The 14,639-nt window shown below is 63.2% G+C and carries 12 protein-coding genes; 2 read left to right on the forward strand and 10 right to left on the reverse strand.

The features are described from left to right. Positions 1 to 92: 92 nt before the first annotated feature. The 7 genes from tdh to ACZ1I5_RS12870 form a co-directional block, all read right to left on the reverse strand. The gene (gene tdh / locus ACZ1I5_RS12840) at positions 93 to 1,160 is read right to left on the reverse strand and encodes an L-threonine 3-dehydrogenase (protein ID WP_465173961.1); all 1,068 of its coding nucleotides are present in this window, start codon (positions 1,158 to 1,160) and stop codon (positions 93 to 95) included. 2 nt (positions 1,161 to 1,162) lie between these two features. Continuing rightward, entirely contained in the window at positions 1,163 to 2,374 is a 1,212-nt protein-coding gene (locus ACZ1I5_RS12845; protein ID WP_465169639.1) for a glycine C-acetyltransferase, read from the reverse strand. A gap of 79 nt (positions 2,375 to 2,453) precedes the next feature. Further along, a complete protein-coding gene (locus tag ACZ1I5_RS12850; protein ID WP_465169640.1) occupies positions 2,454 to 3,017 on the reverse strand; it encodes a helix-turn-helix domain-containing protein in 564 nt (187 codons plus the stop codon). Positions 3,018 to 3,490: 473 nt separating this feature from the next. Beyond that, positions 3,491 to 4,114, reverse strand: coding sequence for a peptidoglycan-binding protein (locus ACZ1I5_RS12855; RefSeq protein WP_465169641.1), 624 nt, complete (start codon positions 4,112 to 4,114; stop codon positions 3,491 to 3,493). Then, complete coding sequence (gene hxsC / locus ACZ1I5_RS12860) at positions 4,111 to 5,196, reverse strand: His-Xaa-Ser system radical SAM maturase HxsC (protein ID WP_465169642.1); 1,086 nt, start codon at positions 5,194 to 5,196, stop codon at positions 4,111 to 4,113. The genes ACZ1I5_RS12855 and hxsC overlap by 4 nt, the downstream gene beginning before the upstream one ends. Continuing rightward, positions 5,193 to 6,605 (reverse strand): His-Xaa-Ser system radical SAM maturase HxsB, encoded by a 1,413-nt coding sequence (hxsB, locus tag ACZ1I5_RS12865; protein WP_465169643.1) that lies wholly within the window; start codon positions 6,603 to 6,605, stop codon positions 5,193 to 5,195. Before hxsB ends, hxsC begins: the two co-directional genes overlap by 4 nt. Beyond that, positions 6,602 to 6,850, reverse strand: a complete 249-nt coding sequence (locus tag ACZ1I5_RS12870; RefSeq protein ID WP_465169644.1) for a hypothetical protein — start codon at positions 6,848 to 6,850, stop codon at positions 6,602 to 6,604. Before ACZ1I5_RS12870 ends, hxsB begins: the two co-directional genes overlap by 4 nt. A 183-nt stretch (positions 6,851 to 7,033) precedes the next feature. Between ACZ1I5_RS12870 and ACZ1I5_RS12875 the strand changes: the two genes are divergently transcribed. Both ACZ1I5_RS12875 and ACZ1I5_RS12880 read left to right on the forward strand, forming a co-directional pair. Next, a complete protein-coding gene (locus ACZ1I5_RS12875; RefSeq protein ID WP_465169645.1) occupies positions 7,034 to 7,684 on the forward strand; it encodes a hypothetical protein in 651 nt (216 codons plus the stop codon). Positions 7,685 to 8,520: 836 nt separating this feature from the next. Continuing rightward, on the forward strand, positions 8,521 to 9,453 hold the full coding sequence (locus ACZ1I5_RS12880; RefSeq protein ID WP_465169646.1) for a hypothetical protein: 933 nt from the start codon (positions 8,521 to 8,523) through the stop codon (positions 9,451 to 9,453). A 290-nt stretch (positions 9,454 to 9,743) separates the two neighbouring features. On the opposite strand, the gene bamA is transcribed toward ACZ1I5_RS12880, so the two are convergent. From bamA to ACZ1I5_RS12895, 3 genes are all read right to left on the reverse strand, one after another. Further along, positions 9,744 to 12,509, reverse strand: coding sequence for an outer membrane protein assembly factor BamA (gene bamA, locus ACZ1I5_RS12885; RefSeq protein ID WP_465169647.1), 2,766 nt, complete (start codon positions 12,507 to 12,509; stop codon positions 9,744 to 9,746). A gap of 176 nt (positions 12,510 to 12,685) precedes the next feature. Next, entirely contained in the window at positions 12,686 to 13,318 is a 633-nt protein-coding gene (locus tag ACZ1I5_RS12890) for an RES family NAD+ phosphorylase (RefSeq protein ID WP_465169648.1), read from the reverse strand. Continuing rightward, positions 13,315 to 14,115: a hypothetical protein gene (locus ACZ1I5_RS12895; RefSeq protein ID WP_465169649.1), complete on the reverse strand. Its 801-nt coding sequence runs from the start codon at positions 14,113 to 14,115 to the stop codon at positions 13,315 to 13,317. The genes ACZ1I5_RS12890 and ACZ1I5_RS12895 overlap by 4 nt, the downstream gene beginning before the upstream one ends. Positions 14,116 to 14,639 lie beyond the last annotated feature (524 nt).

A 14,639-nucleotide genomic window follows, 5' to 3' on the forward strand; every position in this document is an offset into this window, starting at 1 on the left:
CACGCTGCGCTGAGTGAAACCGATCCCGAGAATTCGGAGTGCCGGCCACGATCCAACTGCAGGGCGCATACAACGCCACAAGCCACTCGACCTCACCAACTCAACACGACCTTGCCGGCCCCTCCGGAGCGCATCGCGTCGAAACCGGCCTGGAAACTACGCGCCTCGAGGCGATGGGTGATCAACGGCTCAAGGTCCAGGCCGTTGCGGAGCAGGCCCAGCATCTTACGCCAGGTCTCGAACATCTCTCGTCCATAGACCCCGCGGATGGTGATCGCTTTCAAGATGATGTCTGCCCACCGAACATCGATCTCCTTGCCCGGAATACCAAGCAGCGCGAGTTTGCCACCCATGACGAGCGCGTCGATCGCCTGTCGAATTGCGGACGTCGCACCGGACATCTCCAGCGCCACGCCAAAACCATCCGTAATGCCTTCCTGAGCCATCACGTCGCGCAAATCCTCCCGGCCGATGTTCACCGGCCGAACATCGGCGAGTCTTGTCGCGAGATTCAGGCGAAAGTCGTTTACGTCAGTAAGAACGACCGACCGCGCTCCAGCCCGGCGAGCGACCGCCGCAGCCATGATCCCGATCGGCCCCGCACCGGTGACGAGCACATCCTCGCCCAGTAGATCGAACTGCTGCGCGGTGTGCACCGCGTTACCGAATGGATCGAGCAACGCCCCGACATCCAGGCTTACCTCGTCTGGCAGCGACACGACGTTGAAGGCCGGAATGCACAGATACTCCGCAAAGGCTCCTTGGCGATTGACGCCGACACCGCGCGTATTGGGGTCGAGATGGAAACGCCCCGCGCGGGCAGCGACGGAGTCTGGGTCGATGACATGGCCTTCGCCCGATACCCGCTGGCCGACGCGCAGCGGCCGGGTGACGGCGCGTCCGATTTCGACGATCTCCCCGGCAAATTCGTGGCCGAAGATCATTGGTACCGGTACGGTGCGGGCCGCCCACTCATCCCAATTGTAGATATGGATGTCGGTACCGCAGATCGCTGTGCGGCGGACCCTGATCAGCACTTCATCCGCGGCGGGCGAAGGGATCGGCGCGCGCGTCGCCCATACACCTTCTCTCGCCTCGAGCTTGGCGAGGCCGAACATGGTTGTATCGACAGCGGCGTCCGGACAAAAGGTCGTGGCCATGGTCACTGGATAATTCCTTCCGCGCGGCCCGCCGCTGCAAAGGCGGAGATGGCTTCGCTGATATTATGGGGCGTATGGGCGGCAGACACCTGCGTCCGGACCCTCGCTTGCCCCTTCGGCACGACGGGGAACGAGAAGGCGGTCACGTACACGCCCTGGTTGAGTAGAGCCGCCGCCAGGCGTTCCGCTTTCACGGCATCGAACAGCATCACCGGAATGATCGGATGCTCACCGGGCAGGAGCTCGAAGCCGAGACCGGTGAGGCCTGCGCGAAACTGCCGGGCATTCTCCATCAGGCGCCGTCTTGCGACATCGCCTTCGGTTGATTTCGCGATCTCGATCGCGGCGAGGCTCGCCCCGCAAATTGCCGGCGCTAGCGCATTAGAGAACAGATAGGGCCTCGCCCGCTGCCGCAGCAGTTCCACGACTGACCGCCGCGCGGTAACATAGCCGCCCATTGCGCCGCCAAGTGCCTTTCCAAAGGTCCCAGTCAGGATATCGATCCTCCCCTCCACCCCGCGATAAGCAGCCGAGCCCCGCCCTTGGGGCCCGAGGAAGCCGGTTGCATGGCAATCGTCCACCAGCGTCAGCGCACCATGGCGCTCGGCGAGGTCTGTGATCGTAACGAGGTCAGCGATCGTACCGTCCATCGAGAATACGCCGTCAGTTGCAACCAATATCGACTGCGCCCCTTCGGATCGGGCCTTGATGAGCTGGCGCTCCAGATCAGCCATGTCATTGGTAGCGAAGCGATAGCGCTTCGCCCTGGACAGGCGCACGCCGTCGATGATCGACGCATGATTCAACGTGTCCGAGACGATCGCGTCCTTCTCGCCCAGCAATGGCTCGAATACGCCGCCATTGGCATCGAATGCAGCAGCGAAAAGGATTGCGTCTTCGAAGCCAAGATAGCCGGCAAGGGCCGCTTCCAGGTCTTTATGGATATCCTGCGTTCCGCAGATGAACCGGACCGAAGCGAGGCCCGCGCCCCACTTCGCGGTTGCGTCCTGCATCGCCGCAATCACACGCCTATCTGCCGCCAGGCCCATATAATTGTTGGAGCACAGATTGAGCACCTCCCGCGGGCCCGAGCGCGTCGCCACCCGTACGGTGGCGCCTTGAGGCGATGATAAGATGCGTTCAGTCTTGGTGAGGCCGGCTTCAGCGATCGCACCGAGTTCGGCACCTATCCGGTCGTAAAATCCGAGATCCATCGAGCTTTCCTTCACAAGATGACGGATGATTACGATATGGCGGAACCATTATCCAATATAATGGAATTAGGAATTCTCTCTAACCTATTACGACCAGTAATGCTCTGGCGTCGGCCCTCCCGACATTGCGGATGGCGTGCTCGACATCCGCCGGATAACGAGCCGTTGAGCCTGCTGATACCACGCTCCGCTGGTCGCCCGCGGCGACTTCCATCTCCCCATCCAATACCGTCAGGTGCTCGCGCATGCCCTTTGCATGCGGTGCGGACACCAAAGCCCCACCAGGCAAGAAACGCAATTCGTACCATTCGACGGAGCCTGCACGATCGGCGGGGCTGAGGATGCGCAGCAAGCACAATTCGTCGTCCGTCCGGATCTGGGGCGTGAAGGACGCGGTAGCGACGTCGATCGCAACGCGCGGAACCGACTGGCGACCGCCAATCAGTTCCGAGATATCGATTTTGAGGGCCTCTGCCAGCATCCACACCGTCGAGAGCGTGGGATTGGTCTCACCTCGCTCGACCTGGGAAAGCATCGAACGCGACACTCCGGAAAGCTTGGCCAGTTGCTCGAGCGTCAGGCTCTCCTGTTTGCGCAGCCGTTGGATCTCTGGCCCGATCTGCGGTGCGCCTGGTTCGGCCAATTCAGTTCCCTTACACTTGGTCAAGATTCCGGAGGTTCGAGCCTGTCGAAACGACATCCGCTTGCTATACTCAGCGGTCCCAAAACCTGACCGGCTTGCCCGCCATGAGCAGCGTTGAGCCCTTCAGGTCCGTACTACGACGTAGTTGGCGTGATCAACCGCCCTGCGAGCCATCGACGGCACCGGCGCGCAACACTGATGCTCACACTGCATACCAAGGCCTGGGCCGCGTAGTCGGGCAATACACTCCGAAGTTCGAGGAAGAAGGAACTTATATGCAGTCGAGACGCCATCCACGCTGAGCGGCCGCTACCGCTGCCGTCACCGGCGCCCTGGCGTTCGCGGACCAGGCGGTCGACACTATGAGACGCTGCACGCAAGGCCTGCCCTTCTGGCAATGACCCCGGCCGCCGTCGAGGAATAGCACGTACTGCGACCTGGTAGAGTTGCGGCAGATCGCCGCCCGGCTGGACTCAGTTGCTCGACACCATCAATGCGTCGAGGGCCTCGGGCGTTATCGTCCCGGTGACCGCCAGCGACCTGCTCGCCTGGAACCGGCGAAGCGACGAGCGCAATGCCGGCCCGACGATCCCGTCGATCCGTCCATTATAGAAGCCTTGCGCGAGCAGGGCGATCTGGACCCGGCGGACGATCGCTGCAAAGCGCTTGGTCCGCCCGGACAGCGTCGAGGTAGCGGGTTCCGCGGGTGCCGTCGCCCGCTCGGACAGTGCGACGAGCGGCTGCGGCGCCGGATCAGGCGTCGGGCTCGGCGTTGGCCTCGGTGCCGGCGGCGTGTAGGCGGGGGCGGTATAGCTCGAATCGCCGTAACCGCCGCCCGTGCTCGAGCGGTGGCTGGTATGGCTGTAATGCCCGCCGCCATAGCCCGACCGGTGGCTCGAATGGCTTGAGTGGCTGCTATGGCTGCGATGCTGGGCGAGGATCATCAGGTGATCCTGGCCGAACACACGAAACAGGGTGCCCTTGTTGGGATCATCGACACCCGTGGTCGTTGCGCTGATGAACGCGGCGTTGGCGGCATCCTGCGTGCCGAAGCCAGCGGCCAGCATGCTCGAGATCAGGAAACGGGTTCGCTTCATAGTGGCGATACTCCGGCAAGCGCGTCAGCATCGGGGTGCCATTCGAAAAAACCACTGCACGCATCGCGTTCACGGCAGGATTCACACGCCGGCGTGAACTTGCGTTTCCAGTCCGAGATCGAGGCAATTGCCAGGTGGCGGTAGGACTGCGGCACGGTGCATCTCGGGAAGTTGAACAGTTGCGCGTCCATGCCGTGCAGGGCTGTCAGGTCGAGCGCTTGTGCGATCGGATCGAACCGGCTTGCGTGATTGACGAACAGCCTCCCCCAGCGGTTGCGTGCATAGCCGGTATTTTCCAGCTGCATGATCGACCAGACCTCGATGAAGCGAAGACGGACCGCGACGTGGCGGGCGAGCCCAGGCAGCGCATCGAGGTTGGTGGTGAGTAACACCGTCCGCAGCTCGATCCTCGCGCCGGCGAGCGCCAGAATCGCGAGGCTCTGCTGCAGGCGGACGAATGCGCCCGTCTTGCCGACGATTTCATCATGGAGCGCTGCGTCGGATGCATAAAGCGGGATGCCCCAGCTCACGCGCGCATAACGGGGGTCGCGCAGCCGCTCGATGTCGTCGTCCGCGAAATGCTGACCGTTGGTAAGCACGTGGAATTCGAGATCGGGCCGGGCGGCGAGAACCCGCTCGATCATACCGCATAACTGCTCCTTGTAGAGGGTCGGCTCGCCGCCAGTGATGCCGATCAGCGTGCCCGGCTCGGCGAGCAAGCAGGCCTGCTCGAAAAGGTCGAACCGGTCGACGTGCGTTTTCTTGGGCGGCTGCGAGCACATGACGCAAAGCTGGTCACAGCGTTCCGTTACCAGGAGCGTGTTGTGGGCGGACCCGCTGCGCAAAAGGCGCTCGGCGCGGCCTGTACCCGGCTGCACCAGGATGATATCGCCATCGAGGTCGGTGGCCGCGGCACCGTCGATCGCGACCAGGCCGTGCTTACCGGCATAGCAGGCGCCAAGTTCCTCGTGGTCGACCAGGACTGAATCCCACTCGACGAGCCCGGCACTCCTGTCCGACCGCAGCCGGGTGACGAACGGGCGGTCCGCCTCGGCAAGCGCTGCGAGACTGAGCGGGATCATAGGGCTGACACGCCGAGTTCCGACGGGGTGCCGGGGAGACGCAGCCAGCGGCTGAGCGAATGGCGCACCGCCGGGTCGTTCGAATAGATCAGCTCGAAGATGAAATCGAACAGGTGCAAGTGCCGCCGGCAGAAATCGGTCTCGGCGCGTGGCACGTCGATGCGGCCATAGCGTGCGATGTCGTCGACAAGGTCACGGCCGCAATAGGGCTGGTAGGCGCAGCGCTGGCAGGCCGGATCGAACTGGTTGGTCGCGTGGGCGTTCAGCAACGCCCGCTTTTCGGTGTCCCAACCCGAGGCGATATCGCCGATCGCGAGATCGATCACGCCCGACCGGGCCAGCATCCGCGCTTCGTCGGTAGGATAGACCGTGCCGTCATGGTCGACGACGATATAATCGGTGCCCATCGGGTTGGGGTTGCGCAGATCGACATGACGATCGCGCCCGGGCTGGAAGATCCGCCTGAGGCAGATACTGAGATACGTTTCCTCGAGCACGCGGCTCCGGTCCGCCCAGTTGCGCTCGATGATCCGGCGGACGAAGTGTTCATAATAATCGCGCCAGGCGGCGTCCTGTTCGCGCGAGTCCCGGTGGCGCTTCCTGGCGAAGCCCTGGAAATTGATCGGTCGCAGGAACAGGCTGTCGAGGCCGCGGCTTGCATAGCTGTCGATCAGGTCGTCGATCGCGGGCGGTGAAAGCGGATTGATCGTCGGCAAAGCCGACACCTTTTCGGGCCCATAGCGCGCGATGACGGCGTCGAGGTTCCGGAGGAACTGACTGGTCTCCGCGGCATCGCCGGTGCGGTTGTGGCCGTGCGTGGCGGCGTCGCCGTCAAGCGAGGTGCTGATATAGACGTCAGGCCGATCGAAGATCGCAAGGATCTCGTCGCTGAGCGCGTGCAGATTGGTGCAGATGACGAACTGACGCTTGGCGAAGCGCGCGCAACCGTCGATCACCGCGCGCAGCAGGTCGGGCCGCAACGTCGGTTCGCCGCCCTGGAATTCGATCTTGATGCGCTTGGTCGGCAGGGCGTCAAGCTGGCGAAGAACCGCGCCAAGCGTAGCGTCGCTCCAGTCATAGCCCTTCTGCGCAAGGCCTGCACGCGACACCTGGCAATAGGAGCAGCTGAGATTGCACCTGAGCGTCGGTACGAGGATGAGATAATCGAGCGGTCCCGGACGGGTCAGCCGCTCCGCCAGGCCGTAGGCGTGCGCGACATGGCCGAGCGCGTCCTCGTCGACGATCGCAAGGCCATGGCGTTCAAGGACATGAAGGTCTTCGCTCGACAATGCATCTTCGGCGAGCCGGTCGAGCAAGCCGTAGGAAACGGTGCAAAAGCCCCCTGTGTCGCTCACGAGGAGTGCCCGGTCGCCTCGCATAGGCGTGGCGCGGATCGGCAGGAAGGTCATTCTAGCAACCGCGCAAGCACGACGCTGCGCGCGACGGCGCCGCGCGCCAGCAGGCGCTCGTTGGCGAGCGCCGACTTCCAGATGAGGGCCAGCTCGCCGCCTCGCCTGACCGTCGAGGACAGGCTGACGGTTGTTCCCTCCAGCTCCAGTGTCACGTCGGGATAAAAAGCTCGAACCCAGCCTGAAGCAGTCTGCGACAAGGAAAGGCACTCGGGCCGCAGGTCGCATTGGATAGTATCAGGCATAAAGGCGCTCCTCCCAAAGCGCGGCAGATGACTAGACTAGGCCGCGCGTCTGCCCTCAACAAGAACGAATATTGAGCGCGTGCGAGAGATCAGACGATTGCGCGCATCGCCGGCGCGGCTAGACTGCTCGAATATTTCGGGAGGATGCGGGATGATCGAACAAGCGCGCGAGCGTGTGCGGCAATGGTGAAACCCTCGCCCCCTTCCGGCACCGGCCCGCAGCCGCCTGACAATGGCTGCACCATGACCGTCGTCATCATCGTGGTGATCGGCATCGCCTGGAGCCTTTCCCGTTGCTCGACGCCGACCGGCACGCAGAACAGCAGCGCGGCACCGACCGCGATGGCGCAAAGCCTGAGCGACGCAGTGAAGGCGCAGACGCCACCCCCCGTCCAGCCGCTCAGCCGAAAGAGCGTCAAGCGCGGCATGGCCCATGAGCGGCTCGCCTTTGCAGCGGAAGGCGTCTCCGGCGCGATGATATACAGCCAGAATTGCTATGATGCGCTCAGCCGCTCCTTTGGCTGGGGCAAGCTCGATATCTGCGGCGCCTTCGACATGCTTGCGGTCCAGTCGCTGCCGGAAACTGACGTGGCGGGGCTTGAGAAGGAAACCGCCTATTTCCAGAACGAAGTCGCGGCCGGACGCTATCTGGCCGCGGCGACAGGCGCAGGCGAAGCGGCGGACGAAGCCGACACCAGGCTTAGCGCTCTCCAAGCCAGGATCGGACCGCCCGCTGCGGCGGTCGATGTGACGGCGTCGGCCGCTACCGAGGAAAGCAGCGGCGGGCTGGAGGGAGCCGACGACACGATCGACAATCTCGACCCCAGCCAATAGCCAGCCACACCGGACCGCGGGCGGCCTAGCACGGAGCGCCGCTCACTTCCGCTGTTGGGAGTGGCCCAAACCACGCCGCCGCGAAGCGGCGTCCGCTTGCACCGACGGCGCAGCCGCCGCCAACCGCCAACAAAGGCTGGCACCCGGCAGAGCGGCGGGATCAGCGGCGTCGAACCGGGCTACCGTCGCGCCCTCCGCCGTGGGCTGGCGCCAGTCTGGTCTGACCGTAGCACGGGAGCCTCGTTTAATTCGACGGCTGGCACAAAGGCCTGTAGGAAAATTGACGGCCCGTGCGCACCACCTCAAATCGGCCCGACGGGCTCCCCGCCATCGCCGAGCGACGAAAGTGAGTCTTCGACACGTCGAGAATAGGTATTGTCGGGGCCCACGGCGGCTAAGAGCATTCTATACGCCGTCTCGTACCCTTCTGCCTCCAGGAAATCGTATCGCAATTTCCCGCATCGGCCAATGTGAGGTTGGATAACTACATTCTAGTGGCGAGTGGCAGCATGTCGAAGCGCTGCTCGAGAGCGGCGATTGGCATCGCTGTTTCGACGCGCATGCTCCTGCCGCGTTCTTCCCGATCGTGCCGCGCAAACCAGCAATCACCTCCCGCCGGACGACGTTCGCTTCCTTGCGTCCTTCGATACTTTCGGCCACGGCGTGGAGCGGATCATGAACATGCCCCCAGGTCAGTATAACGTGCTGCACACATTCCCGAACGAGAATGGCGGACGCCCTTTTTATTGCGCGGGCGGCGATGAGTTCGGGACTCTCACGGACGCAGAGATGAGCGAGACTGAGAGTTCATACGCGAGCGCGTCTGGACCAGAAACGTGACCGTCTCGGCTGCGGACCGCCGCCGTCTGGCGCTGGAGATCATCGCGACCCTGGTGAATATCAAACGGTCGGCGGCCGACCAGCTGCTACGCCGCGCCGGCGTTCCCGAAGACCTGATCAAGCGCTTCCTGAAGGACCGTGATCCCGCCACGAACGAGCGTCTTTCGAAGCGCGTGGCTGGCACGATGGTGCTCGACGTGCTGGCGCGGGACGGCGGTGACGAGGAAATCGTCTCCCGTCTCATCGCGATCGCGTCCGAGTGGGACGCTTACCATCTAGCCGCCGACGAATATGTCGCGCGTGGCACCGTGCAAAAGGCCCGCGAGGTCAAAGGCCATATGCTCGAGCAGGATGCGCAAGAGCGAGAGGTCGCCGCCGCGCGCGCGCGGCAGGCGGCAGAGGACGCAGCGACCGAAAAGTCGGCGCAGGTGAGACAGCAGAGTGCTCTGCTGCTCGGCCAGTTCGACCACGCCACCTCAAACGGGGAACCGCACGAACGCGGCTTCCTATTGCAGGACTTGCTCAATCGGCTTTTCGATTTGCACGATTTCCCGGTGACCAAGTCCTTTTTCCGCAACGACGGCGCCGAGCAGATCGATGGCGCGTTCGAAATGGACGGCTGGCACTATCTCGTCGAATGCCGATGGCGCCAAAAGCCGGCCGATACTCGCGATCTGGACGGGTTGATCGGTCAGGTGAACAGGTCGGGACGGCAGACCATGGGTTTGTTTCTGTCGATCAGCGGCTGGTCCGAGCACGTCGTGCCGATGCTCAGGCAGAATCCGTCAAAGGCCATCCTGCTGATGGAAGGATATGACCTTCGCGCAACGCTCGCGCGCGACGTCGACCTGAGATCCCTGTTGCGCGCAAAGCTGCGTGCGTTGAATGTGGATGCAGAGCCATTTCTCTCTGCCCGAGCCTGCCGCTGATCGCTGATGGGGCGGTCGAGCGCACCCCTGGCGGTGTCCGCCTCGGGTGAAACAATAGTCAACGCGGCCGTACGCCAGGCAATGCGCTGAGCCAACGACCCGAAGCGCGCGGCGGATAGCTCCCCGCGCGGCTGACACCGTTCCTGCCGAGGCGTTGAATACCGTTTCCGGGCTTCAATGACCTGCGCGACGATCGGGCAACGACCGCCAAGTGAGCGACACGCTTCCGATACCAGCCGGATGCTGCGCCGGCAGCCGATCACGTCGGCAGGATTGTGTCCCTATGTTGGTCACGATCGCGTCCCGCCGGACAAGTGAAAAGCGATCTCGGTCCACAAGCGTGGCGAGGGCGTGGCCTTAGCCTGAGCCGTAGTGACCGGGAGGCCGGCGCCTTTGGAACCGACGCCGATCAGGTTGGCGATTGCCATCGTGGTGCCGGACGCGGCGCCCCCGATCGAGACTGCGCGCTCTGGCGTCACGCGAGTGTCGAGCGTCATCGCATAGCCAGTCTTGCAAATCAGCGTGCCGGGCGGGATCGTGACGGAGATCGCCGGGATCAGGCGGGTTTCGTCGCCTAGCGTGCCGAGCGGCATCTCGAGGTCGGACCTTCCGAGATAGGTGAGATGGCCGCCGAACGCATGGTCGGCATAAGCGGTCGCGCCGCCGATCCGCGTGACCACGGCTTGGACACCGCCGCCGGATGCGTAGCGTTCAGCGCACCGCCCGGCCCCGGGATTGTCGGTGCTGCGGCGCCCGATCGCGCCACCACCGAAACCATAGGCGTCGCTGGTCGCGCCGCTGTCCGGTCCGTCACGATGCGCGAGCGCGGCAGCCTCGGCGCCGACCAGCAGCAGGAGCGCGTTATTGCCGCGCTCGTACCGGTCGCTCGATAGGGTCATGCGGGTGCCGAGCACCTCGCTGCCGGGCGCAGTGACGGCCTTGGCGCCATCGGCCGGCTTGACGAGGTCAACGTCGCAACCAGACAGGCCGGAGCCGCCGGATGACGGGCGGTCGCCGAGCACGGGCGCACCGGCAACGACCCGGAAACCGGCCGCTACCTGCGTGTAGATCGTCTGACACGCGTCACCGGTATAGCTGAATGCCCCATACTCGCGCCCGAACACATCGCCGCCGATCGCGATATTCTTGTCGAACAGATAGGGCTCGGTGAAGCCGAGCTCGGCGGACTTGGCGTAGACCGACCAGTTGATACTGGCGCGCAGTTCCTGGCCCTTGCCGCGGAAGTTGTGCTGCTTGACCGAAGCCCCGATGATGAACTTCTCGAGGCTCGAATAGCCAGCCGACAGCGACAACTCGCCGGCCGTTTTGTCTTCGAGGTCACCGGTCAGCACGACGCGGTCGGTCGAAGAACCTTGCGTCTTCCTGACCTCGAACTTCTCCTGGAAGAAGCCGAGCGAATTGATCCGGTCCTGCGAGCGCTTGACCTGGAAGCTGTTGAACGCGTCACCTTTCCGCGGGCCAACCGCGCGGCGGATCACCTTGCCCCGCGTCCGGGCGTTGCCGTTGATGTCGATCCGCTCGACATAAGCTTGCCTGCCGTCCGAGGTAGGTGAATTGTTCCCCATGGTCGGGGACTGACCGTTGCGATCGAGCTCGGGGTTCACCTCGGTGAAGGCATAGGCGAACAAGCCAGTCGGCTCTGCCCGATTGTCGATCGCGCCCTTGGCAGTGTCGTACCAAACGACGCGGTTGACCTGCGACGTGGTGGCAAACTTCATCGTGTCGTCGTTACCAAACTCGCTGTCGACGGCGGTGGCTCTGAAGTCACGGCGCTGACCTTCCTGCGCCACATAGGTGATGATGAAGTCCGTCTTGTCCGGGGTCAGTTCGGCCATCGCCGACGTGAAGCGGACATCGGTATAGCCCTGGGTCAGGTAGTATTGGCGCAGCATCTGCTGGTTATAGGCCACGCGGACACTGTCGAACCTTGCGGTCGCGTCGAGCAAGGTCACCAGGCGGCTCGGCCCGGTCGCCACATACCCGCGTAGCTTGCCCGACGAAGAGGCGCCGCCGCGCACGGTGTCGATCCTGCTGACCTTCGACTTGGCGCCCTCGGCGATCTCGTAGATCAGATCGACGCGGTTGTGATCGAGCGCGACGAACTTGGGTGAAACCGACGCCGCGAACCGCCCCCGACCACGATAGAGCTCGAGGATGCGCGCGACATCGCCGCGGACGGCGCTGCGGGTGAAGATCTGCCGCGGCGCAATCGCCACGACCTTGCCCAGGTCGTGTGCGCTCACGCGCCGGTTGCCCTCATAGACAACCCGGTTGATCACCGGGTTCTCACGAACGCGCACGACGATGTTGCCGGTGTCGCCGCCGCTGACCGTCACATCAGCAAACAGGTCGGTCGCATAGAGATCCCTGATCGCCTGATCGAGCAGTTCGTGCGTCGCATCCTGCCCAATCCCCAGCCGGGTATAAGCCAGCACCGTCTCGGGTTCGACGCGCTGCGTGCCTTCGACGCGCAGCGTATGGATGGTCCGCACGCTCAACGCGCGAACGACCTGATCGACCGGGATCGGACGGTGCACCGACGCGGGCGCGGCCTGCTGGACGGACTCCTGGTGGGCGCTGCCAAGAATGCTGACCGCGACCGGCACGCCGGCGAGCATCGTGCCGGCGAGCAGCAGCGCCATCGCCTTGCCGCCAAAGCGTGACGGGGCAAGCGCATGGCGAGCGATCTCATTCACCAGTCGGTTGGAATTACGGCGCTTCTTCGGGCGGTCGGTCACGGGGATCGACACTTCCTTGCCGTCGCGCACGATGATGACGGTTTCATTGTCGCCGTCGGACGATGGGCCGGAAGGCTGCCCAATTCTGAAGAGCAATAATTTGAGCGTTGGAACAAGCCGTTCGCCGACCTGCCTCACAGTATAGCGAAACCGTGCGAAGAACCCGTTATAACCGACTTTGTCGGTGAACCCGCCGGACGAAGCGCCTAACTGAAACCGGCGGCGACAGCGCAGTTCGATGTCGTAGAAAAATTGCCAGGCGCGAACATGAAGCGGCAACGGAAGAGCGTCGATCATAGCGGTATAGCGTCCGCAATCGATGATTGCGTCTTCGAAAGGTACCCGACCTGAGCCTTCGTAGCCCATCTTCGAACCCCAATTCGATCGTACTGTTACCCGATCGTCGCCTCTAACCTTGTATTTAACCCTGTATTGACCATAGTTGCCGTCATACTAACACGAATGTCAGCTGTTTACCAGATCACCGAACACCCGATTCGATCACAAGCATGACGAATTGCGTCCAGCCTTTTGCTGCAATCGCGCATACGTGTCGTCGAGACGAGTTCCAGTTCCTGATCGACATCGATACGGTCACCGAAGAAAATATAGGAAATGCTGGAATCGTCTTTGGACGAGGTCCAGCACATGCCCTGAATATGTTGATGCGCGTCATGGAGGGCGAGCGCCCAGGCGCTGGTATGTTTATACTGCCGCGGGCGAGTATCGATGAGCTGGGCCCTCGACGTCCCCATCTTCTTCAGGTCCGGCTCGTTCAATTGCGCAAGGACGAGGCCACGTTTCACGACCAGTTCGGAGTGGTCGAGCGGCTCGATCGAGCTCCATCCGATCGTTGTCGGCCCTGCACCGGTGGGAATGTCATGGAGCAGCGTCTCGAAGATCGCGCAATCAAGATCATCTGCCCCGTACATCGTGCCGACCGGCCCGGTCGGCCTCCGGAGGGGGGCGAAACGGGTCCGTCGGCCAAGGCCGGGATTGAACGCGTCGCCCTTGAACCCGCGGTCATGGATCCGGTCGAGCGGCGTTCCCGCCTTGAGCGGCAAGGTCCTGACCGCCGGGAAGGGTGACGGGACGACCAGGGTCATCCCGCCAGCCTTTCAGCTTCATATTCGGCCGCGCCAATGATCGCATCGCGGTCCTCGAAGCTCTCCGCCGGGCACAGCCCGTCGAGATAGCCGTTGGGAGAGGTGAACCAGAACGCGATCTCCCAGTTGCTCATGCGGCTGGGCAGCGCCGCCAGCACCTCTTCGACCACCGGATGCGGTTCACTGTCGGTGAACTGGAACGCCGGAAATAGAACCCCGTCCGCGGTCGATATAGCAAAGACGCGCTTTGCCTGGCGCCACCTGCTCGCAGTCGCACTCGAATTCTTGGCCTTGTGACCGGCGAGTTGGGTCAGATCCCGGCTGTTATAGGACGGCCAGGATTCGAGCAGCCGCGCACGCTGACGGGCGTTTTCTTTCAGCATGTCGCGCGAATAGACGAGCGGATCCTCGTTGCGGTTGATCTGGGCGATGGCGCGCGCCAGGTCCTTGACCTCACGGTCCTGGAGGGCCTGGTGCTCCTCCTTCGCAATCCGCGAGACGTATTCGAACAGTTCAGCGGCGGTCTTCAACTCAGGGCGCGACTGGGGCTGCGCGAGCAACTTGCCGAGCTCCTCGATCACCCGTGCGGTGACCCGGTCTGAGGCACCCTGCCCGGCGTCCTCCTCGGTGTCGGGATTCGTACGCTCCGCCTTAAACGCGAGATGGATCGAATTCGCCACGACCTCACGCAGGCGCGCGCCTTCGATAACCGCGATCGACTGGTTCAGCCCGATGATCCCGGCGCTTGCCCATGGCCCGTCACTCCCCCCTGCAGATTCGATGTGTTCCCCTGACATTATGGCACCTCTGGATGATTCGAGTGATGTCTAGTTTGTATTACTCATATCATCAAGAAGGAATGAACGAGACGTAAAAAAGGTTCCGGGAGGGCGGCCGCCGCCACTGCGGATAAGTCCCGCCGGCTCGACGATCCCTCCCTTGGGAAGATTTCGACATCCTCCCGGCATTGCTGAAGAGCAGCCCATAGGGTGGTGGCGTCGGTCTGCATGACACGGCGATTCTTACGCCGCCCTGTAGGACCGGCCCAAGGCCCTGACGCCCTGACGCTTGCCTGCGATTGCGGCCAATCCCTGCGATGGCATCGCCTTGTCGCTGCAAGGTGTCGGTGTCCGAGTTCGCATGCAGCTTCGAAGGGCCGGCCGGCCGTGGACGGCGACTGGCCTTTAGCTCGGGTGCGTCCGACTGGTTAGCGTCCAGAACAAAAGAGTGGTTCGTTGGCGTTCGGCACGGTCGTCACCGACCATCAACCTGCGTAAAGCGGCCGTCGAATGCTTTTCACACCTCGTCCGCCGTGCCTGAG

This window comes from Sphingomonas sp. BL-S-30, from assembly GCF_055521475.1.